Annotated in this window: 13 protein-coding genes and 1 pseudogene; 6 read left to right on the top strand and 8 right to left on the bottom strand. The window is 63.7% G+C overall.

What is annotated here, in order from left to right; translation table 11 throughout:
- Positions 1-108: 108 nt before the first annotated feature.
- From NDY25_RS19005 to NDY25_RS18990, 4 genes are read right to left on the bottom strand one after another with little or no spacing between them, the layout of a single operon-like run.
- Complete coding sequence (locus tag NDY25_RS19005; RefSeq protein WP_162498351.1) at positions 109-387, bottom strand: hypothetical protein; 279 nt, start codon at positions 385-387, stop codon at positions 109-111.
- On the bottom strand, positions 377-2725 hold the full coding sequence (locus NDY25_RS19000) for an FdhF/YdeP family oxidoreductase (protein ID WP_168957328.1): 2349 nt from the start codon (positions 2723-2725) through the stop codon (positions 377-379). The genes NDY25_RS19005 and NDY25_RS19000 overlap by 11 nt, the downstream gene beginning before the upstream one ends.
- Complete coding sequence (gene fdhD / locus NDY25_RS18995) at positions 2722-3567, bottom strand: formate dehydrogenase accessory sulfurtransferase FdhD (RefSeq protein ID WP_168957327.1); 846 nt, start codon at positions 3565-3567, stop codon at positions 2722-2724. Before fdhD ends, NDY25_RS19000 begins: the two co-directional genes overlap by 4 nt.
- A 6-nt stretch (positions 3568-3573) precedes the next feature.
- Entirely contained in the window at positions 3574-5250 is a 1677-nt protein-coding gene (locus NDY25_RS18990; RefSeq protein WP_168957326.1) for an OFA family MFS transporter, read from the bottom strand.
- A gap of 396 nt (positions 5251-5646) precedes the next feature.
- On the opposite strand from NDY25_RS18990, the gene aptA reads away from it, so the two are divergent.
- Complete coding sequence (gene aptA, locus NDY25_RS18985; protein ID WP_168957325.1) at positions 5647-7011, top strand: omega-aminotransferase AptA; 1365 nt, start codon at positions 5647-5649, stop codon at positions 7009-7011.
- A gap of 60 nt (positions 7012-7071) precedes the next feature.
- On the opposite strand, the pseudogene NDY25_RS23045 reads toward aptA, so the two are convergent.
- Positions 7072-10201 (bottom strand): annotated as a pseudogene (locus tag NDY25_RS23045) (AAA domain-containing protein).
- A gap of 165 nt (positions 10202-10366) precedes the next feature.
- Here NDY25_RS23045 and NDY25_RS18965 point away from each other — a divergent pair.
- The 5 genes from NDY25_RS18965 to NDY25_RS18945 all read left to right on the top strand — a co-directional run bounded on the left by NDY25_RS18965 (position 10367) and on the right by NDY25_RS18945 (position 19870).
- Positions 10367-11221, top strand: coding sequence for a plasmid replication/partition related protein (locus NDY25_RS18965; RefSeq protein ID WP_168957324.1), 855 nt, complete (start codon positions 10367-10369; stop codon positions 11219-11221).
- Between the two features lie 165 nt (positions 11222-11386).
- Positions 11387-12691 carry a DUF445 domain-containing protein gene (locus tag NDY25_RS18960; protein ID WP_168957323.1) on the top strand — a complete coding sequence of 435 codons (1305 nt, stop codon included), beginning with the start codon at positions 11387-11389 and terminating at the stop codon, positions 12689-12691.
- A 207-nt stretch (positions 12692-12898) separates the two neighbouring features.
- Positions 12899-16993 carry a CHASE domain-containing protein gene (locus NDY25_RS18955; protein ID WP_256627626.1) on the top strand — a complete coding sequence of 1365 codons (4095 nt, stop codon included), beginning with the start codon at positions 12899-12901 and terminating at the stop codon, positions 16991-16993.
- 33 nt (positions 16994-17026) lie between these two features.
- The gene (locus tag NDY25_RS18950; protein WP_256627625.1) at positions 17027-18019 is read left to right on the top strand and encodes a response regulator; all 993 of its coding nucleotides are present in this window, start codon (positions 17027-17029) and stop codon (positions 18017-18019) included.
- 420 nt (positions 18020-18439) lie between these two features.
- Complete coding sequence (locus tag NDY25_RS18945; RefSeq protein ID WP_168957321.1) at positions 18440-19870, top strand: DHA2 family efflux MFS transporter permease subunit; 1431 nt, start codon at positions 18440-18442, stop codon at positions 19868-19870.
- Positions 19871-19930: 60 nt separating this feature from the next.
- Here NDY25_RS18945 and NDY25_RS18940 read toward each other — a convergent pair whose 3' ends face one another.
- The 3 genes from NDY25_RS18940 to NDY25_RS18930 form a co-directional block, all read right to left on the bottom strand.
- Complete coding sequence (locus tag NDY25_RS18940) at positions 19931-20353, bottom strand: hypothetical protein (protein WP_168957320.1); 423 nt, start codon at positions 20351-20353, stop codon at positions 19931-19933.
- Entirely contained in the window at positions 20350-21336 is a 987-nt protein-coding gene (gene acuI, locus NDY25_RS18935) for an acrylyl-CoA reductase (NADPH) (RefSeq protein WP_168957319.1), read from the bottom strand. The genes NDY25_RS18940 and acuI overlap by 4 nt, the downstream gene beginning before the upstream one ends.
- A gap of 111 nt (positions 21337-21447) precedes the next feature.
- On the bottom strand, positions 21448-22302 hold the full coding sequence (locus NDY25_RS18930) for an oxidoreductase (RefSeq protein WP_168957318.1): 855 nt from the start codon (positions 22300-22302) through the stop codon (positions 21448-21450).
- Positions 22303-22381: the final 79 nt, after the last annotated feature.

The following is a 22381-nucleotide window of genomic DNA, read 5'->3' as shown; positions in this document are numbered from 1 at the left end:
CCGCGTAAGGTCCCGCGCCGGTGGGCGGGCAAGGACAAGTTGAGAATGTCCGTGTGCATGTTGAGAAAGTCGGTGGGCATGGTTGCATGCAAACAACCAGCAACTTTCTTAGTCAACGGGCGGCGCTTGCGCCGTTTCGCGCTGCGCATGCGCTGCCAACCCGGCAGGCGTCAGTAGCGCGAATTGCCGCTCGCCGCGGTCTTCCACCTGGATCCAACCTGGACCAGGTTGGCCATCAAGACTGGCGCTGCCCAGCCAGGCCAATGTGCGCAGCAGCACGCTCATGCGCACACCCAATTGCTTGCACAACCGCGCCAGCGACACGCCATCGGGTGCGTCGGCCAGCGCGGTGAGCAGCTGAGCGGTGAGCTGCGGGTCAGCGGACAAGCACGGCCCCGATATTGCGCGATGCGGCATCCGCAGTCTCGGCGCGATGCGGCAGCACGATCACCGGAATCGACTTGGAGGTCGGCGTACGCGCTTCGTCGGCGAAACTGGACAGCGGCACCAGCGCGTTGGTTTCCGGGTAGTAGGCCGCCAGACAGCCGCGCGGGATGTTGTAGTCCACCAGCAGGAAGCGGCGCGCCTCGCGGTGTACGCCGTCTTCGCACAGGCTTTCCAGGTCAACCCAATCGCCAGCCTTCATGTTCAACGCTGCGATGTCGGCGCCGTTGATGAAGAGCACGCGGCGCTCGCCGAATACGCCGCGATAGCGATCGTCGAGGCCGTAGATGGTGGTGTTGTATTGATCGTGCGAGCGCGTGGTGGCCAGCGTGAACACCATCTGGTCGGTATGGGTACGCCGTGCGCGATGAATCGGGTTGTCTGTCGGCACCGCGTGCGGCTTGAACACTGCGCGCTGTTCGGGCGTCACCCACTGGCGATCGCGCGCGGTGTTGGACAGACGAAATCCGCCCGGCGTGCGCACACGCTGATTGAAGTCGGCAAAGTCCGGGAATACCTTTGCGATCAGATCGCGCACCCGGTCGTAGTCGCCTACCAACCAACGCCAGCGGATCGCACTGCGCGCGCCCAAGGTGGCCTCGGCCAGGCGCGCCACGATCGCCGGCTCGGACAACAGGTCCGGAGAGGCCGGCGGATTGATGCCGGCCGACAGATGCACCATGCTCATCGAATCTTCCACCGTCACGCCTTGCGAGCCGGCGTCCTGGATGTCGATTTCGGTACGGCCCAGGCACGGCAGGATCAGCGCATCACGGCCATGCACCAGATGACTGCGATTGAGCTTGGTGGTGACATGCACGGTGAGTTCGCAATTGCGCAGCGCGCGATGCGTGGCATCGGTATCCGGCGTGGCGGCGGCGAAGTTGCCGCCCATTGCGAAGAACACCTTGCCGCGCCCGTCCAACATCGCCTCGATCGCACCGACGGTGTCGAAGCCGTCTTCGCGCGGCGGCGCAAAACCGAATACCGATTGCAGCTTGTCCAGGAAGGCGGCCGGCGGTTTTTCGTAGATCATCATCGTGCGGTCGCCCTGCACGTTGCTGTGGCCGCGCACCGGGCATACGCCCGCGCCCGGCCGGCCCAGATGGCCGCGCAGCAACAGCAGGTTGGTGATCATGTGGATGGTGGCCACCGAGTGCTTGTGCTGGGTGATGCCCATGCCCCAGCAGGCGATCACGCGCTCGGCGTTGAGATAAATTTCACCGGCCTTCCGCAGCGCCGCTTCGTCCAGGCCGGACTCTTCGACGATGGTGTCCCAGGCTTCCGCATGCACATCGGCAGCGAAGGCGTCGAAGTTGGCGGTGTGTTCGGCGATGAACTCCAGATCCAGCAAACGCGGCGTGCCATCGCGCTGTGCCTGCGCATCGCGCTCCAGCACGTGCTTGATGATGCCCTTCACTGCGGCCAGATCGCCGCCGATCTTGAGCTGGAAATAATCCGAGGCGATGCGCGTGGAGCCGTTGTGCAGCATCTCCAGCTTGTCCTGCGGGTCGGCGAATTTCTCCAGCCCGCGCTCGCGCAGCGGATTGAATGCGGCGATCGCCGCACCGCGCTTGGAGGCCTGACGCAATTCGCCGAGCATGCGCGGATGATTGGTGCCCGGGTTCTGGCCGAAGATGAAGATCGCATCGGCCAGTTCGAAGTCGTGCAGCGACACCGTGCCCTTGCCCACGCCGATCTGCGAGCGCAGCGCGGTGCCGGAGGGCTCGTGGCACATGTTGGAACAGTCGGGGAAGTTGTTGGTGCCGAACTCGCGCACGAACAACTGATACAGAAACGCCGCCTCGTTGCTGGTGCGCCCGGAGGTGTAGAAGATCGCCTCGTCCGGCGATGCCAATCCATTGAGATGCCCGGCAATCTGCGCGAAGGCATCGTCCCAGCTCACCGGCACGTAGTGATCGGTGGCCGCGTCGTAGCGCATCGGGTGGGTCAGGCGGCCTTGTCCTTCCAGCCAGTAATCGCTGTATTGCGACAGCAGACTGACGCTGTGCGCGGCGAACAACTCGTTGCCGGCGCGGCGTGCGGTGGATTCGGCCGCCACGGCCTTGGCGCCGTTCTCGCAGAATTCGAAGGTGGAGGTGTGATCGCGATCGGGCCAAGCGCAGCCGGGGCAGTCGAAGCCGTCCGGTTGGTTGGCGTGCAGCAGCGTCTTGGCGCCCTGCACCGCGATGTCCTGTTCCATCAGGTGCTTGGCTACCGAGCGCAATGCGCCCCAGCCGCCAGCGGGATTGTCGTACTGCTGGATGGTTTTCTTGCTCATGCGGGCTCTCCCACGCCAACGCCCAGATCCAGGCGCTGCGGATGGCTGTAAACGACACAATCGTGATCGCGGGCAAACCCGATCAGGGTCAGTCCCGCACTGTCGGCCAGGCTGATCGCCAGCGCGGTCGGTGCCGAAATCGCTGCAAGCAGCGGGATTCGGGCCTGCGCGGCTTTCATGGCCATTTCGTAACTGGCGCGGCTTGTGACAACCGCAAACCCTTGCGCTGCATCGACGCGGTCGCGCGCCAATGCACCAATCAACTTGTCCAGCGCGTTATGCCGGCCAACGTCTTCGCGCACGTAACGCACAACCCCTTGCGCATCGGCCCAACCTGCGGCATGCACCGCGCCGGTCTGCGCGGCGATCGGCTGCTGCGCATGCAATGCATCCAACGCGCGCGCCAGAGCATCCACATCGATCTGCAGCGACGATTGCAGCACCGGCGGCACACGCAATACCGCTTCGATCGATTCGTTACCGCACACCCCGCAACCGCTGCGTCCATCCAGATTGCGCCGCCGCTGATCCAACGCGGCGGCGCGCTCGGGTGGAATCTCGATCTGCAACGAAGCGCCTTCCAGATACGTCTCCACCTCGACCACGCGCAGATCCTGCGGATGATCGACGATGCCTTCGCTCAACGAGAACCCGAGCGCGAAATCCTCCAGGTCCTCCGGCGTGGCCATCATCACCGCGAACGGCACACCGTTGTAATTGAAGGCGACCGGCATTTCGGCCGCCACCATGTCCTGCACCGTGGCGCTGCGGCCGCCGCGGTGGCGACGAACCGTGCGCACCACACTGCCGGGGCGCACGGAGCGGGAAGACGGACTGGTCATCTCATCTCAATGAAACAGCACGAAGGCTTTTTGCAGCGTGACCCAGATACCGAACAGCATCGGGATACCGACTGCCAGCCACGCAAACGCTACCAGTGCAGGATTGCCACCATGCCCGATGCGCGCCATTTGCTCGGGCGGCAACACGCTATGCCCGCTACGGTCCACTTTCTCGTGCGCCAGCTGTTTTTCGCGCGCCAGCTCGTCGGGCGTCATGAAGTGGCGCGCGGCCACCGGGCGCACCAACAGATTGCAGATCAGACCGAGCACCAACATGCCGGCGAGGATGTACATGGTGGTGTTGTAGACCTGTGACGGCGGGCTGCCGTGGGCCAGCTGGTACTCACGCATATAGCCGACGACCACCGGGCCGAGGATGCCGGCGGTGGCCCAGGCGGTCAGTAGACGGCCGTGGATGGCACCGACCATCTGGGTACCGAACAAATCGGCCAGATACGCCGGAATGGTGGCGAAGCCGCCGCCGTACATCGACAGAATGATGCAGAAGATGCCGGCAAACAGCGCGATGCCACCCACGTCACCGGCCGATGGCGCAGCGGCGTACAGGCAGATGCCGAGCACGAAGAACAGCGTGTAGGTGTTCTTGCGACCGAGCTTGTCGGACATGCTGGCCCAGAAGAAGCGGCCACCGATATTGAACAGGCTCAACAGACCGGTAAACCCGGCAGCAATGGCGGCGATGCTGGCCAGCTGGGTCGGATCCAGGCTGCCGAAGCCGACGTCCACGCCGATCAACCGGCCGCCGAACACTTCCTGCAGCATCGGCGAGGACATGCCGATCACGCCGATACCGGCCGAGACGTTCAGGCACAGCACGCCCCACAGCAACCAGAACTGCGGGATGCCCCAGACCTTGCTCACGTGCACATGGTTAGCGGTGATCATCGCGTTGTTGCTGGCGACCGGGGCGGTCCAGCCGGCGGGCGTCCAGCCGCTCGGCGGGACGCGGTAGCCGAACGCACCGGCCATCATGAAGACAAAGTACAGCGCCGCCATCACCAGGAAGGTTTCCATCACGCCCACCGAGGTCGGCGTGGCGAAGTGGCGCATCAGCGCATCGGCCAGCGGGCTGCCGATCATCGCGCCGCCGCCAAAGCCCATGATCGCCATGCCGGTGGCCATGCCGCGGCGGTCGGGGAACCATTTGATCAGGGTCGACACCGGCGAGATGTAACCCAGGCCAAGACCAATACCGCCGATCACGCCCGAGCCCAGCCACAGCATCCAGATCTGATGGAAGTGGATGCCGGCGGCTGAAATCACCAGGCCGCCGCACCAGCACAGCGCCGAGACCAAACCGGCCTTGCGCGGGCCGGCACGTTCCAGCCAACCGCCCCAGATCGCCGCCGAGCAACCCAGCAGCACGAAGAACAGCGTGTACATCCACTGCAGCTCGCTGATCTTCCAGTCGCAGGTGGTGGCGACCATGCGCGCGAACAGGCCCATCTCGGCCGGGCATGCGATCGCCTCGGTGATGCCCAGCGCCTTGGACAACGGCAACCAGAACACGCTGAAGCCGTAGGCCATGCCGATACACAGATGGATCGCCAGCGCTGCCGGCGGAACCAACCAACGATTGAACCCCGGACGCGCAATGATGCGCTCCTTGGACAGCAGACCGGCGTCTGCGCTGGCTGTCGCCACGGTGGACCCTTGTGTCATTCCGTTCCCCAAAAAATACGATGAGTGCGATGTAGAGCGACCGACAAACGACTGCGCGAATGGTGTGTCGGCGGCCCCGAATACGATTGATGGCTGCGATCGATTGGCGTGTTGCGATAAGGGCAGCAGCGACTACCAGGCCCAACAGGCAGTCGTCTGGCGCATCATCGGCGATCACTGGATCTTTGCAATGCTTCGACCCAGCCCCACACCCTGCCCGCGTGCCGCTACAGCCCGCGCCACAAGGCATTCGCAGGGGTTAGCGGCCGACGCTGCGACTAATTGACTAGTCCGTGCAGGCCGCGCGACGCGTGTCGCGGAATCGGCGTCGCAATCGGGCATTCCCAGGGGTGACGGGCGACGCGATGCCTGCCGTACAGTCATGCCATCCCCGCGATGGAGCCTGCAATGCACGACCACCCGCTGAGCGATCAGGCGCACGCGTTACAGGCACCCTCGCAGTTGGACGCGTTCTGGATGCCGTTCACCGCCAACCGCCAGTTCAAGGCACGCCCGCGCCTGCTGGCCTCGGCTGCGGGCATGTACTACCGCGATGTCGACGGCCGCCAGATCCTGGACGGCGCCGCCGGCCTGTGGTGCTGCAACGCCGGCCATGGCCGCGAGCGCATCGTGGCGGCGATCCGAGCGCAGGCCGGCACGCTGGATTTCGCGCCGACCTTCCAGATGGGTTCGCCGCTGCCGTTCGTGCTGGCGCAGCGGCTGGCCGCGATCGCCCCGCCCGGCCTGGGCCATGTGTTCTTTACCAACTCCGGCTCGGAGGCGGTGGATAGCGCGATGAAGATCGTGCTGGCCTATCACCGCCTGCGCGGCGAGGGCCAGCGCACCCGCTTCATCGGCCGCGAGAAGGCGTATCACGGGGTCGGCTTCGGCGGCATGTCGATCGGCGGGCTGCCCAACAACCGCAAATGGTTCGGCCCGCTGCTGGCCGGCACCGACCATCTGCGGCACACGCTCGATATCGAACGCAATGCCTACTCACGTGGCCTGCCTGCGCACGGCGCCGAGCTGGCCGACGATCTGGAACGGCTGATCGCCTTGCACGACGCGTCCACCATTGCAGCGGTCTTCGTCGAACCGGTGTCCGGCTCGGCCGGCGTGATCCTGCCGCCGCAAGGCTATCTGCCGCGGCTGCGCGCCATCTGCGACCGCCACGGCATCGTGCTGGTGTTCGACGAAGTGATCACCGGCTTCGGCCGGGTCGGCGAGGCCTTTGCGGCGCAGCGCTTCGGCGTCACCCCGGACCTGATCACCGCCGCCAAGGGCCTGACCAGCGGTACGGTGCCGATGGGTGCGGTGCTGGTGGCCGATACGATCCACGCTGCCTTCATGCATGGGCCGGAAGCGGCGATCGAACTCTTTCACGGCTATACCTATTCCGGTCACCCGCTGGCCTGCGCTGCGGCAATCGCCACGCTGGACGTCTACGCCGAAGAGGATCTGTTTTCACGCGCGATCACGCTTGGGCCGCAGTGGGAAGACGCGCTGCATAGCCTGCGCGGGCTGCCGCACGTGATCGACATCCGCAACGTCGGCCTGATCGGCGCGATCGAGCTCGCACCCCGAGACGGTGCGCCGGGCGCACGTGGCTACGAGGTGTTCGAGCGCTGCTTCCACGACGGCGGCCTGCTGGTGCGCGTCACCGGCGATGTCATCGCGTTGTCGCCACCGCTGATCGTCACGCCCGATCAGATCGGGCAGATCGTCGAAACGCTGGGCAAGATCCTGCGCAGCACCGCATGAATCGGCTCCGATCACCAGCGACGTGATTGCGAAGAAGTATTGCTGTGCAGGATGCAGCAATCAAGCGGCATGCCCTGCTTGAAACTCCTTCAACATGGCCAATGCCGTATCGAAATAGCGTTTGCTGCCCCAAAGGTTGCGATCGCCAATCACATACAGGTGCTTCTTGGCTCGCGTGACTGCGACATTGAGAATATTAGGTTCACCGCTGGCCCAGTCGATCGCCCCGGAATGGCTTGAATCGCAGCCGAGCACGAAGAACACGATGTCGCGCTCCTTACCCTGAAAGGTGTGCACGGTACCTATGTTGGACTCCAACTGCTCCAAATTCGCTTTCGTCGGTACCGGCAAGGATCTGCCAGCAAGCGCCTGGACCCAGTTGGCCCGCTCGCAGAGCAGTGAGCGCAAGCCTCGCTTGACCTCCCGAAACGGTGTAATCACGAACACATCCGGCATACGCTGATCGCTCGTGGTCGCCTGACTAATATACATATCAACTAGCGCAGCGAACAGTCTCTGCGCCTGCGCAGGCACGAATTTGCTGCCGTCCTCGCTCATTGAATCGACATGCCACCAACTGCTCGGCCCCAGCGTCGGATGGACGGCGGCACCACCGTTCTTGGCATGCTTCATCCGGTTGGCATAGGCGATCTGATTGGCGATCCCGAACATCGGCGCATCGCAGCGACGATGCATCACCAAAGGCACGCCGATGAAACTCTCCGGGCTAGCAGGATGTCGTACGCCAAACGCGTAGGCACGATCAGACAGGGTCTGAACCGAATGTTTGTCGACCGCATACCGAGCATGCTGCTGCCCCAGCCAGTGATTGCCAAGCAACTGAAGTAAGCGGGTGCCGTGCGGCACGACTGGAGGAATCTGCAGCGGATCGCCCACCACCACCACACGCTGCGCCCGCATGATGGCGCCCACCGCTGCCTGCGGCGGCGCCTGCCCGGCTTCATCGACGATCAGCCAGCCCAGGTCTTCACTGCCGAGACCGACGAACTGGCGACGTACCGAGGCAAACGTGGTGGAAACGACAGGTGTCAGCATAAATAGCCATTGCCACAGCGCTTTTGCGTCGTTGCCGAACGCGGCCGGGCGTGGCAAAAATTGGAAATCGCTGTGGCGATGTTCGGCTGAGCCTCAAGAAAAAATGCTTCATGCAAGACCATTGCGGCAGCAAACATCGCATTGCGCGACTGGTTCAGTCGCGCCCCTTGCCAGAATGCGTTGGCCTGATTGGCATGACTGTCGAGAAGATTGCCGTCCCAGATCGCTACCTGGGCAGATGCGCATTGCTGCGCCAATGCCTCGGCGTCCTGCCCAATGCGGCGCAACACCATGGCACGATCGCAATATGTGCACCATTGCCGATAGCGTTTGGCATCGAAAATCTGTGACAGCCAGCGCAACCATTTCGGCAGCAAGCGACGTTCAAGACTCTCTGCATCTTCTTGCGCGCGTTGCGCCAGATGGCCAGCTGCTGCTGCAAGTTCGGTTAGGCGCAGTGGATCAAACTTTGGCAGACCGTCGCACAAAACACGCATGCGCTCCCAGTCGGCATGGACTTGACTGAGTGTCGCTTCCAGATTGACGAGCGCTGCATGTTCCTTTTCATAGGCAGCACGGGCGTCGGTGAATTTTTCCTGCGCAACCTTAAAAGTCGTTTGCGCATCGTGCTTTTCGCGGTAGCGCCAATAGGTCTGCGCATCAACCTTCTCCCAAGCAGCATAATCAACCTTGGCTTTTGCCAGATACTTATCCGGACGCTCGTCCGGCTTGGCAGCCCGATACACGAAGATATCGTTGAAGCGCGTACGGTTGGCTTTCTTGCCCAGCGCAGCGGAGACCAAGCCCCACACTGGTGGCTGCGGAGCCGTCCAGGGCTTACTGGCGTGACTGCCGGCATATTTGGTGGCGACTGGCTGGAAATAGCGCAAGGAGTCAACCAACTCCGGATCGATGCCGCTGCATTGCGGCAGCTCCAGCGACAGATTTTCCACCGCACCGTTGTTGGTGGAGGCCACCACGATTTCATAGCCGGTCAACGCAGGGGCCAGTTTGTACATCGGCTTGCCGAAGACCTGCGTTTCCAATGTCTCGGTCGACAATCCCTGCTTGGCATTGGTTAGCCCTGCCAGCACGCCGGCGCGCTCTACCACTAGATGCGCAATCAGATCGCGCAGCAGCGTGGTCTTGCCGGTTCCCGGCGGTCCGTTGACCGCCAGGATCTGGCCGGGTTGGAGCGCTTTCATCTTGTTCAACGCGAACTGCTGCATGAGCGACTGGCATTGGCCTGGCAACGATGGCCAACGGCCGCTAATGCTATTGCCCGGTCGCAGCGTTTCCAGGATATGCGAGTGGCCCTTTGGACTGTCCAGATCGAGCTTGCGCACATCAGTTTCGCCAGATAGGCCTGCAACGCGCGCGGCGGCGCCGGTTGCTTGAGCGCGCGCCTGGCCTGGGTAAGGTCGTAGACGAAGAAACTGTTGAGTATTGGCAGGTCTTCGGCGGCGTTTTCGCCCGAAGACTCGTCGTCGTTGGCGATGGACTCGGTTTGGAGTGCGGATGAAGCCGGCGGCTGCGGCTCATTGAGCACCTCCATCCACGCCAATGCAGTGGCGGCCGGCGGCCGGTAGCCCGCCCACTGCACCAGCCGCTCCACCAATGCCGACAGCGCAGCCGCATCGAATACAGCGGTAGCGTTACCGAACTCATGCCCCAGCTCTAACGTGAGCGCAGTGGTTTCCTGCTCGAACTGCTCCATCGACAGACGATGCAGCGATTTTGACTGTAACTGGCCCATGGCCCAGGGCAATGCTGAGAAACTGATTCCTTCAAAGTCGGGACGTCCATCGGCGCTAAGCTTCAGTCTTGCAAAGCATGTGCAGCCGTCCGCGGACAGCTCACTGTCGCGCGCCGCGACAATAGACGAAGCTTCTGGATCTGAAAGATGTGCTGCGACAATCCTGGTTGCCTCAGTTGCGCAGAAAGGCAGCAAATAAAGCAACCGTGGTGCACCGCTTGCCGATTGCCAAGTACCGTCAACCATCTGTTCCGGTCCAAGCATATGCACAGGCCGATTCTTGCGTGCCTTATCCAACTGCTCGTCGAGATCGTAGACGTTGAAGAATTCGACGCTGTGCCAGTAGTCGAGAGCTGCCTGATCGAACGGATCTGCCATACCAACATCATCCTTGCGCGACGCAATTGAACGTTCTGGCGTCAGTCTAGCTGAACCGTCGCCTGGGTCCGATGACAGCGCGCGGCAAGCCGTGCGTGCGCCGAGGCGGACAGGATGGTGCAGGCTCACTACAATGCCGGCCCCGCACTTCCCCGCAGTTGCCGCATGAACATCGTTGTCAAAGAAGAACTCAAGGCCTATATCGACCCGCTGACGCCCGACGAACACGAGGCGCTGGAACGCAGCCTGCTGGCCGAGGGCTGCCGCGATGCGTTGGTGTTGTGGGGCGATGTGCTGGTGGATGGCCACAACCGCTACGGCATCTGCCAGAAGCACGATTTGCCGTTCCAGACCGTGCAGAACCCGCGCTTCCAGTCGATGCAGGACGTGCATCTGTGGATGATCGAGCAGCACCTGGGCCGGCGCAGCGTGTCGGACTTCCAGCGTGGCGTGCTGGCGCTGCGCAAGCGCGAGATCCTGGCTGCGCGCCAACGTACCCAGCGCGATGCCGACGCCGCTGCCGAAGCGCCGGTGGTCGGAGATGACCAGCCCGACACCAGCCTCGATGACAGCGCCGCACGCAGCACTGAAGACAGCGACAGCCCGCCTTGGGAAGAGACCTCCACCCCGGTCAGCCGCGCCGAGCTGGCGCGTGAGGCACGCCTGAGCAACAACCAAGTGGTGATGATCGAGCGCATTCACAAACAGGCCGCCCCGGAAGTGGTGCAGGCGGTGCGGGCCGGCGAGATTTCGATCAGCGCCGCCGCCGCCGTGGCGACCTTGTCCGAGGACGAGCAACGCGCCGCCGCGCAGGCCGGCAAGGCCGAGCTCAAGCAGGCAGCCAAGCGGGTGCGCGATGCCAAGCGCAAACCCAAATCCGACGAAGCCGAAGGTGGCGAAGCCGAACGCCGCGATGTGAAAGCGCTGCAGCGCCGCGTCACCGAGCTGGAAAACGAAAACGCCGCGCTGCTGACCAAGGTAGCTGCGCTGCAGTCGCAGCTGGAGCGTCTGCGCGGCTGAGTGCACAACCGACCGCAGCGCGTCACCCGTAGGAGCGCCCTCGGGCGCGATGAAGCTTTCCCGCTAACGCCATCGCGCCCGAGGGCGCTCCTACGACCACGCCAGCAGCGTTGCCAGGCATCGCCGTGGACATGCCATCCGCACGCGACTGGGTACACTCAGGCCATGGAACCAAGCGTCAGCACTTCCCGCCCCATCGATCCCCGTCGTGCCCAGCTGCAGCGCATGAAGCTGTTGGCAGTGGCCCTGTTGCTGGCCATGTTTGCCGGCTTTGTCGTCAGTCACCTGATGGGCGAACAAGGCATCTGGGCCTGGGTGTCGGCCTTCTGCGAGGCAGCCACGGTCGGCGCGCTGGCCGACTGGTTTGCGGTGGTGGCGTTGTTCCGCCGCCCGATGGGCCTGCCGATTCCGCACACCGCCATCCTGCCGCGCGGCAAGGACCGCCTGGCCGACGGCCTGGCCGGCTTCGTGCGCGACCAGTTTCTCGCCCCCGATGCACTGATGGACAAGCTGCGCGTGTTCGACCCGGCCAGCCGGCTCGGCGAATGGCTGGCCAAACCCGAGCAGGCACGCATGCTCGCGCAGATGGCGCGCGGCTGGATGCAGCAGGCGCTGGAGTTGCTGGACGAAGAAGCCGTGCGTGGCGCGATCCAACGCTTCGTCGTCGACCGCCTGCGCAAATGGAATGCCGCCGCCACTGCCGGCGATGTGATGGCACTGCTCACCACCGATGGCCGTCATCAGAAGTTGCTGGATGAAGTCCTGCTGCGGCTGGGCGAATGGCTGGACCAGGAACAGGTCAAGACGCGTGCCTCGGCGCTGATCGTGCGCTACGCACGCCGCGAGTGGCCCAAGCTGGTCGGCACGGTGAACTGGGTCAAGCCGATCGAAGAGATCGGCGACAGCCTGGCCGACCGCATGGCACGTGCGGCGATCGAAGAACTGCAGGACATTCTCAAAACGCCAGAGCATCCAATCAGGCTCGACTATGAAGCGTGGTTGCAGCGCTACATCGCGCGCCTGCGCGACGAGCCGGAAATGGCCGTACGAGTGGAAGAGCTCAAGCAGCGCGCGATCGAACATCCGGCGCTGCAGGAGTATGTGCAAGGCCTGTGGGGCGAGATTCGCGATGCGCTGCGCAACGACCTGGCGCGTGAACAATCGTCGATGGCCGCGCATATGGAGCGCTCGATGCAATCGCTCGGCCAGGCGTTGTCGTCGGACCCCTCACTGCGTGAAGCGCTCAATCAGCATATGTTGCAGGCTGCTGACAAACTTACCTCGCGCTTGCGTGTCTCGGTGACCGAACATATTGCATCGACGATGAAAAGTTGGGACGAACGTCACCTCGTCGAACAATTGGAATTGGGTGTCGGACGCGATCTGCAATACATTCGGTTCAATGGAACGCTGGTTGGTGGATTGATTGGCCTTGCTCTTCATGCGCTGTCGATCTGGCTTGCGTTCTGATGCACTGGCAGTGACCTGATCACTTACTGACAGCTGCCCAATCACGGCCAGCCGCTGACGGCCACCTATTATTTGCCGGCCACCAATGGCACGTTGCAGCACCAGGGGAGTGCTGCACGGACTGGATCATCTTCAAGCGGTACCACGAGGCCGACCTCGCCGTCGGCCAGGACACTGGGCACGCAACAGCAAGGCAAAGGAAACAAGATGCCGAATGGCCGCTGGGATCTGCGCAGGAAGTACGGGCGCCGTACCTCGATCGGTGCACTGCTGATTCTCACCGCAGGTTTGATCGCCGCCATCCTGACCGGGCTTGCGGTGCATCGGCATAACGAACTCGAGCGTGAGCAGCGTTTCAACTATGTGGTGCGCAACCTGTCGCGCAACATCAGCGAGCGCATGTATACCTTCGAACATGGCTTGCGCGGCGCACGCGGCGCGGTGATCGGCGCAGGCAGCGGGCTCATCAGTCGCGATCGCTTCACCCAGTACAGCCGCTCGCGCGATTATTCGCGTGAGTTCCCCGGTGTGCTGGGTTACGGCTATATCCATCGCGTGGCGCCCGCCGACGAAGCGGCCTTTCTGCAGGCTGCGCGTGCCGACGGTGCGCCCGATATCCATCGTCGCCCGTTGGCGCCCTGGGATGGCGAACGTTTCATGGTGCTGTATTTCGAACCCGAATCCTCGGGCAACCGGCCGCTCGGGTTGGACATCGCCTCCGAGCCGCGCCGGCGTGCCGCTGCCTTGCAGGCATCGCGCAGCGGTGAGCCAATCATGACCTCGCCGGTCTCGCTGTCGGGGTATCGCATTCCCAGCGAAAGCGGATTTCTGGTGTTGCTGGCGGTCTATCGCGAAGGCATGCCGCTGCAGACGCCGCAACAACGCATGCTTGCGACCACCGGCTGGGTCTATGCGCCTTTCAGCGTCGAACAGATGGTGCAAAGCACGCTGGGCGAACGCGACGACGTTGCGCTGGATCTGTCCGACAGGAACGAGCCGACCCACACGTTCTATCGCAGCGGCACGCCGTCGAGCGACAGTGCGCGTCGTCCGCCGATTGTCCAGTTGCTGCCGATCTATGGGCGCACCTGGATCATCACCGCCCACCCCACTGCCAGCTTTCTCGCCTCGCTCCATCAGACCTCGCCGTGGTTGATGGGCAGCCTGGTGATGGGTGGCTCGGTGCTGTTCGCCGCGCTGCTCTGGCTGTATTTCAGCAACGGATTGCGCCGCGAAGAAGTGCTGCGCAAACAGATGGAACTGGCCGCACTGGTCAGCAACTCCAGCGAAGCGATCGTTGCCGAAACCCCGGATGGACGCATCACGCACTGGAATCCGGCTGCCGAGACGATGTTCGGTTACAGCTCGGAAGAGGCGATCGGCCGCACCTTGGCAACGCTGTTGTTGCCGCAACCGTATGCGGTCCCGGAAGTCGAACACCCCGACGAGCCGCATCCGGTGATGACCTCTGCAGCGCAGATCATGCGCCACCGCGATAGCCACGCAGTCTATGTACTGGTCAGCAAGGCGCCGATCCTCGAAGGCGACGACACCCTCACCGGGCATTCGCATTTCTTCCGCGACATCTCCGAGCGGGTGCGCTCGCACCAGCGCATCGTCGAACTCAATGCATCGCTCGAACACCAGGTGGCCGAGCGCACCAGCGAGCTGGTGAAATTCTCCGCGCTGCAGCGCGCGATTCTGGCGCATGCCGGTTACGCCATCATCGCCACCGATTCCAGCGGCTTTGTCACGCTGTTCAACCCAGCCGCAGAAAAATTGCTGGGTTACAAGGCCGAAGAGGTGATCGGCCGGCGCAAGGCCAGCCAGTTCATCGAGCCGGAAGAACTGCAGGAGCGCGCGCACATGCTGGCCGACCAGACCGGCACACAGGTGGCGCACACCTTGGAAGCGGTGGCCGCGCTGACCAGCCTCGGCCGCAGCGACACCAGCGAATGGACCTACGTCAGTCACGAAGGCCGTCACCTACCGGTGTTGCTCACGCTGAGCACCTTGCGCGACGACAACGATCAGGTGATCGGCTACCTGGGCGTGGCGGTGGATCTCACCGAGCAGAAACTGCACGAAAAACAGCTGCGCCTGGCGATGGACGCGGCCAAGAGCGCCAACCAGTCCAAGTCCGATTTCCTGGCCAACATGAGCCACGAAATCCGCACCCCGATGAATGCCATCCTGGGCATGCTGTATCTGCTTCAACGCAGCGAGCTGCCTGTTGCGGCGCTGGACATGGTCGCCAAAATCGATCGGTCTGCACGCTCGCTGCTGGAGATCATCAACGACATCCTGGATTTTTCCAAGATCGAAGCCGGGCGCATCGATCTGGAACGCGCACCGTTCGACCTCAACCAGCTGTTCGACAATATCGCCGACCTGATGCGTTCTTCGCTCAGCGCCAAGCCGGTGGAAATGATTGTCGAACCGTTGCCGCGCGACAGCCGCTGGCTGCTCGGCGATGCACTACGCATCAATCAGGTGCTGGTCAATCTGGTCGGCAATGCAATCAAGTTCACCGAACAGGGCGAGGTGGTGCTGTCGGTGCGGCGCTTCCCCAGTGGCGACCCGAACAAACTCAAGCTGTTGTTCTCGGTACGCGACACCGGCATCGGCATTTCCAAGGAAAAGCAGAGCCTGATCTTTTCGCCGTTTCTGCAAGCCGACACCTCCACCAGCCGGCGTTACGGCGGCAGCGGCCTGGGCCTGACCATCAGCCGACGCTTGATCGAATTGATGGGCGGCGAGCTGGAAGTGGAAAGCGTGCCCGGCCGCGGCAGCGAATTCTATTTTGTGGTGACGCTGGAAAAGTCCGCACCGCCGCAGGCACAGCGCGAGTTGCCGACGTTGCCGTTGGAGTCGATGCCACGCGTCCTGATCGCCGACGACCACGATGCGGCGCTCAACAATCTGGTGCGTATCGCCACCGAACTCGGCTGGCGTGTGGATGCGGTGGCCAACGGCCAGGCCGCGTTGCAGGCGATCGAACAGGCCAGCGAGCCCTACGACATCTTCCTGCTCGACTGGCGCATGCCCGATATCGATGGCGTGGCGATCGCGCGCCAGATACGCGCACGTGCAACACCCGGCCCGCATCCGGTCATCGTGATGGTCACCGCGTACGAGCGCCGCCTGCTGGAGCAACATCCCGAGCAACAGGGTCTGGATGCGGTGATGACCAAACCAGTGACCAGTGCAGCGCTGCATCGTCTGGTGGAACAACTGTTCGAAGGGCGCGCCGCTGCGCGAGCCGCCACACCCGCTTTCGTCGCACGCCGGCTGGAAGGCGCGCATCTGTTGCTGGTGGACGACAGCGAGATCAACTGCGAAGTGGCACAACGCATTCTTGAAGGCGAAGGCGCCATGGTCACCGTGGCGCACGATGGCGAGCAGGCCATCAACACGCTCAAGCGCGCGCCGGATCTTTTTCATCTGGTGCTGATGGATGTGCAGATGCCGGTGGTGGACGGCTATGAAGCCACGCGACGGCTGCGGCAGATCCCTGCCCTGGCCAGCCTGCCGGTGATTGCGCTCACGGCCGGTGCGTTTCGTCCGCAACAGGAAAAAGCGCTGGAAGCCGGCATGAACGGTTTCATCGCCAAGCCCTTCAACGTGGAGGAACTGATCGCTGCCATCCGCCATTTCCTGCAGCCTGCACTGCACCGCATTCCCGCACTTGCCCCGCAGGCCGGGCTGCACGCCGGCCCTGAGTGGCAACACGCCGATTCGGAGCTATTGGATGCGGCGCGCGCACGCAGCCTGTGGCGCGAACGCGAGCCGTATGCGCGCTATCTGCTCAAACTGCTACGCGACAATCCGGACCCGGCCGAAACCGCCGCCGAGCACCTGCGCAACAACGAACTGGCCGCCATCGGTGCGCTGGCGCACAAGCTGCGCGGCGCAGCAGGGTCGCTGGCATTACCAGCGCTGGCGGGTGCCGCCGGCGATCTGGAAAACCGCATCAATGAAGGCCACGACCTCACCTCTGCGTTGACTGCGCTCAAAGACACCATGCAGCGCACCGCCACCGCGATCCATGCCTTCCTGCAAGACAGCGAGGGCGACGAAGTCATTGTCGACGATGGTCTCGCGCTGGACGACGACAGCGTGCAGATCCTGCAGGCGGCGTTTGCCAGCGACGATGCCGACAAGATCGACCACGCGTTGCTGATCTGCACACCACAGTTGCCGGGTAACTTGCTGCAGGAACTGCAACGCGCCATCGAGGATTTCGACTTCCGTCGCGCCGAAGCCATGTTGCGCGACTGGCAGGCCACTCACTTCCGCTGACCGCCGCCCGCGCCGGTTCGCGAGGATCCATCCATGCCGTCCCGTCCACTGCTCTGCGTCGACGACGAATCCAGCAACCTGGCGACCCTGCGCCAGCTGCTGCGAGACGATTTCCCGTTGGTCTTCGCCAAATCCGGCGGCGAGGCGCTGGATGCGGTCAGCCGCCACGCGCCGGCGCTGATCCTGCTGGATGTCGAATTGCCCGACATGGATGGATATGCGGTGGCGCGCACGCTCAAGCAGCAACCTTCCAGCACCACCATCCCGATCCTGTTCGTGACCTCGCGCAGCAGCGAGCAGGACGAACGCGCGGGGCTGGAAGCGGGCGCGGCCGATTACGTCAGCAAGCCCTACTCGCCCGCGCTGCTCAAGGCGCGCATCGCCACCCAACTGAAGCTGGCCGAAAACGTGCGCCTGGCCCAGCAGTACCGCGATGCGATCCATCTGCTCGGCACCGCCGGCCAAGGACAGGACGCCGACACCGGCGCGCATATCTGGCGCATGGCTGTGTATGCGCGCGTGCTGGCCGAAACAGTCGGTTGGTCCACGCAACAGGCGCAGCTGCTGCAGGACGCCGCGCCGCTGCACGATGCCGGCAAGATCGCCGTGCCCGGCAGCATCCTGCACAAGCCCGATGCGCTGGACGAACACGAACACTCGGTGGTGCTGCAGCATCCGCAGATCGGGCACGATTTGCTGCGCCACGGCCGCGGCCCGGTGTTTCAACTGGCCGCAGAAATCGCGCTGCATCATCACGAATGCTGGGACGGCAGCGGCTACCCCAAGGGGTTGGCCGGCGATGCCATTCCCGAATCCGCACGCATCGTGGCGGTGGCCGACGTCTTCGACGCACTGTGCGGGCGGCGCGCCTACAAGGCCCCATGGACGGTGGAAGACGCCGTGCGCAAGCTGGAAAGCATGGCCGGCAAACAACTGGAACCGCGCCTTGTGCAACATTTCCGCGAGGCCTTGCCGCAGATCCTGCAGATCAAGGACGCCTGGGACAGCCCGGCTGTACAGCGTTGATTTGAAAGCGTTGACCCGAAAAGTGGATCTGGAAACGTTGATCTGAAACCTGGGCGCTGATGCTTCCCTTCTCCCATCGGGAGAAGGTGGCGCGCAGCGCCGGATGAGGGTACAGGCAGCTCGGGGACGACCGGCCGACAATTCATCACTTCGCGCCTCCTACTCCTACATCGCCATCGCGTGCTCCTACGTCACCATCAGCCGCCTTTGCAGCCAAACTCTGCATCAACGCCGACACTCCACCTACCACCCAGACCACCACATCTAAATCAACACACACGCACTGTTACCCACGTGCGCTTGAACCCCGCCCCACACCAGCGGACAATACCCGTGTTGCGCCGCACAACACCGTGCGACGCGGGCCGATCCGGTTGCCGTCTGCGGCGCCAGCGATGCGACCCCGCAACCGAGAGTCCGATGTCCTCCAGCGTGTCCGAGGCCGGCGCCATGCCGCCGCCGCGTTATCCCGATTACCGCATCATCTCGCTGATCCTGGCCTGCGCCATTTTCATGGAGCAGATGGACGCCACCGTGCTGGCGACCGCGCTGCCGACCCTGGCGCACGACTTCGGCGTCGCCGCGCCGGCCATGAGCATCGCCATGACCAGCTATCTGCTGGCGCTGGCGGTGCTGATTCCGGCCAGCGGCGCCATCGCCGACCGCTTCGGCCTGCGTCGCGTCTTCGGCGCATCCATCTGGGTGTTCGTGGGCGGCTCGATCCTGTGTTCGCTGGCCGACAGCCTGCCCACCATGGTCGCCGCGCGCGTGCTGCAAGGCGCCGGTGGCGCGATGATGGCCCCGCTCGGCCGGCTGATCCTGCTGCGCACGGTCGAGCGCCGCCACCTGGTGTCGGCGATGGCCTGGACGCTGGTGCCAGCCTTTATCGGCCCGATGCTCGGCCCACCGCTGGGCGGGTTTTTCGTCTCGTATCTGGATTGGCGCTGGATCTTCTACATCAACGTGCCGATCGGCATCGCCGGCTTTCTGCTGGTGCGCCGTTTCATTCCTGACATTCCCAGCGAATCGGCGCCCGCACGCTTCGACCTGCGCGGTTTCGTGCTGTGCGGCACTGCGTTGGGCTGCCTGTTGTTCGGCCTGGAAATGGTCAGCCAGGAAAACGGCATTGGCAAAGCGAGCTGGCTGCTGGCGATCGGCGGCGGCGCGGCACTGGGGTATCTGTGGCATGCGCGCCACCACCCTGCCCCGCTGCTGGATTTGAGCCTGCTGCGCATCGACTCGTTCCGGCTGTCGGTGATCGGCGGCGCACTGATGCGCATCACTCAGGGCGCGCATCCGTTCCTGCTGCCGCTGCTGTTCCAGATCGGCTTCGGCATGAGCGCCGCGCACAGCGGGCGCCTGATTCTGGCCACCGCGCTCGGCGCGTTGTTGATGCGCAGCATCACGCCGCAGTTGCTGCGCCGCTTCGGTTATCGCAACAGCCTGATCGGCAACGGCGTGCTCGCCAGCCTGGGCTATATGGTGTGCGCCTTTTTCCGGCCCGACTGGCCGCATGCCCTGATGTTCGGGCTATTGCTGTGCTGCGGCGCCTTCATGTCCTTCCAGTTCGCCGCCTACAACACCATCGCCTACGAAAACGTTCCCGCCTCGCGCATGAGCCGCGCCAGCAGCCTGTACACCACCTTGCAGCAGCTGATGCTTTCGGTAGGCGTGTGCGCCGGCGCAATGATTCTGAAACTGGCGATGCTGGCTGGCGATCATATCCAGCCGCAGCAACGCGATTTCTCGCTGGCGTTCTGCGTGGTCAGCCTGATCTCGCTCAGCGCCACCTGGTGGCATCTGCGCTTCGACAAGCATGCCGGTCAGGAAATGAGCGGGCACCGCGCCTAATACGCGTGATGAACGTGGATTCGCCTGACAACACCCCACCGGGTGTCGTCAGGCATGCACTCAGCGCGCGTGATTGTTTCGGCGCTGTGCGGCATCGGCACGTGTCACCAGCAGGAACGCCAGCGGAAAGCCGACTTCGATCGCGACCGCAGCGAAGATGCCTGCGTTGACGTGCCCGGCGGCCCACTCCGCAACGCCCAGCACTGCCAGCAGCAGGCACGCGGTGACGAAGCCCGCGATCACGGCCCGGCGGCCCGGCGACGGCGGCGCATTTCTCACCAGGACCAGCATGACGCCGATAGCGGCATACAGCGGCGCGGCGCGGCGGCCGACCAAGCCCAGCGCATTGCTGTCGAACGCGACGCCCCAGTTGGCCAGCATGGTCGCAGGCGCAAGCAACCAGGCGGCGCCCAAGACGAAAAGCAACAACGCCGATACCGTGGCCAGGAAGCGGAATGCACGTGACGCGGTGGGCGTGCTCATGCGTTCACGTCCACGACAGTGCGCCCCTGCACCTTGCCTTCCAATAGCTGGACAGCACTCTGTGGCACCTCGGCCAGGCCGATGGTGTGGGTCGTCGTTGCGAGCTTGCCCAGATCCAGATCACGCGCCAGACGCGACCACGCCTGCTCGCGCACGGCTTGCGGCGCGTTGACCGAATCGATGCCGGCCAGCGTGACATTGCGCAGGATGAAAGGCAGCACCGATGCCGGCAGTTGAACGCCCTGTGCCATACCGAAGGCGGTCACGACGCCACGATACTGCGTCTGCGCCAGCGCGTTTGCCAGCGTATGGCTGCCCACCGCATCCACCACACCGGCCCAGCGTTCCTTGCTGATCGGCGAACCGGGTTCGGACAAGCTGGCGCGGTCGATGATCTCGGCGGCGCCCAGGCTGTGCAGATACTCGGTTTGCTCCAGGCGGCCGGTGGAGGCGACCACGCGATAGCCCAGGCCCGAGAGCAAGGCAATGGCGACCGAACCGGCACCGCCGTTTGCGCCAGTGACCAGGATGTCGCCGCGTTCGGGTGTCAGCCCGCCGTGCTCCAGTGCCAGCACCGCCAGCATGGCGGTGTAGCCGGCAGTACCAATCGCCATCGCATCGCGCGTGGAAAATGCGTCCGGAATCTTGACCAACCAGTCGCCAGGCACCTGCGCCTTCTGCGCGAAGCCGCCATGGTGGGTCTGACTCAATCCCCAGCCATTGGCCAGCACACGATCTCCAACCGCAATGCCCGGAAACGTGGACGCTTCGACCACGCCGGCAAAGTCGATGCCCGGAATCAGCGGGAACTGGCGAATGATCGGGCCCCGCCCGGTCACCGCCAGTGCGTCCTTGTAGTTGACGGTCGAGTAGTCGATGGCAACCGTGACATCGCCCGGCATCAGGTCGTCTTCGTTGAACTGGACCACGGTGGTAGCCACCATCTCGCTGGTTTGATTCGCCAGCAAAGCGTTGAAGGTCATTGCCTTCTCCTGTTCGGATTGAGGCCGCGCGCGTTATCGCGTCACGGCGGTGTATCGGCAACGGCAGTCGCTGCGACTGCCGTTGCTGGTCTCTGCAGCGTCTGACAAAACTTATCTGGCGTGCGTGGGTGTCTTGGCATCAACAGGCGTGTTTGCATCCAGGTGCAGATTCTTGCGAATCAGCGACTGGAACACGCCTGCCGGTGCAAACCGCCGCAAGAACTGCAGTTGTCCGGCGATCTTGCCCGCGGTGTAGCGCACCTTGGGGTGCTCGGCGCGGGCCGCCTTCACCACCACGTCGGCCACCACGGATGGCTCGTCTGCAATCGCCATTGCCTGCGCCACCACTTTTCCAACTTCCGCTCGAACCTGTCGATAGGTTTCCAGCGGCGCGTCGGGGGCCAGATTGTTCGCTTCGAACTGGGTCTTGGTGTAGGCCGGTTCGATGACCGTGACCCGGATCCCGTAGCTGCGCAGCTCGTGGTCCACCGCCTCGGAATACCCTTCCACCGCATGTTTGCTGGCGGCATACAGCGCCGCATACGGTGTGGGCACCAAACCAATGATCGAGCCGATATTGATGATGCGGCCACTGCCCTGGCGGCGCATATGCGGCACCACCGCACGCGTCATCCGCACGACGCCGAGAAAGTTGGTGTCGAGAATGGCCTTGGCCTGCTCGATCGAGCTTTCTTCCGCCGCTGCGGGAGACACGCCGAAACCGGCATTGTTGACCAGCAGGTCGATGCGCTCCTCCAGCCGCAACAGTTCCTGGATGGCCGCATCCACGGACTCATCGCTGGTCACATCCAGTGCCAGCAGCTTGAAGGCGCGCTGCCCGGATTGCGCGCCGCGACGGCTGGTGCCGTACACCGTATAGCCGGCGGCGGCCAATGCTTCGGCACTAGCTTCGCCAATGCCGGAGGATGCGCCGGTCACCAGCGCAACAGGGGATTTGTTTGTCATGGGAATTCCTAAAGTGCAGTGAGTGACAGGCGCAGTTGTTGACGATCAAAAACCGCGCGGGATGCGGATACACGTGTGT

Source organism: Xanthomonas hortorum pv. pelargonii, from assembly GCF_024499015.1.
Classification (GTDB): Bacteria; Pseudomonadota; Gammaproteobacteria; order Xanthomonadales; family Xanthomonadaceae; genus Xanthomonas; species Xanthomonas hortorum_B.
The sequence above is the reverse complement of the archived record's forward strand: the minus strand, read 5'-3'. Positions and strand labels throughout refer to the sequence as shown.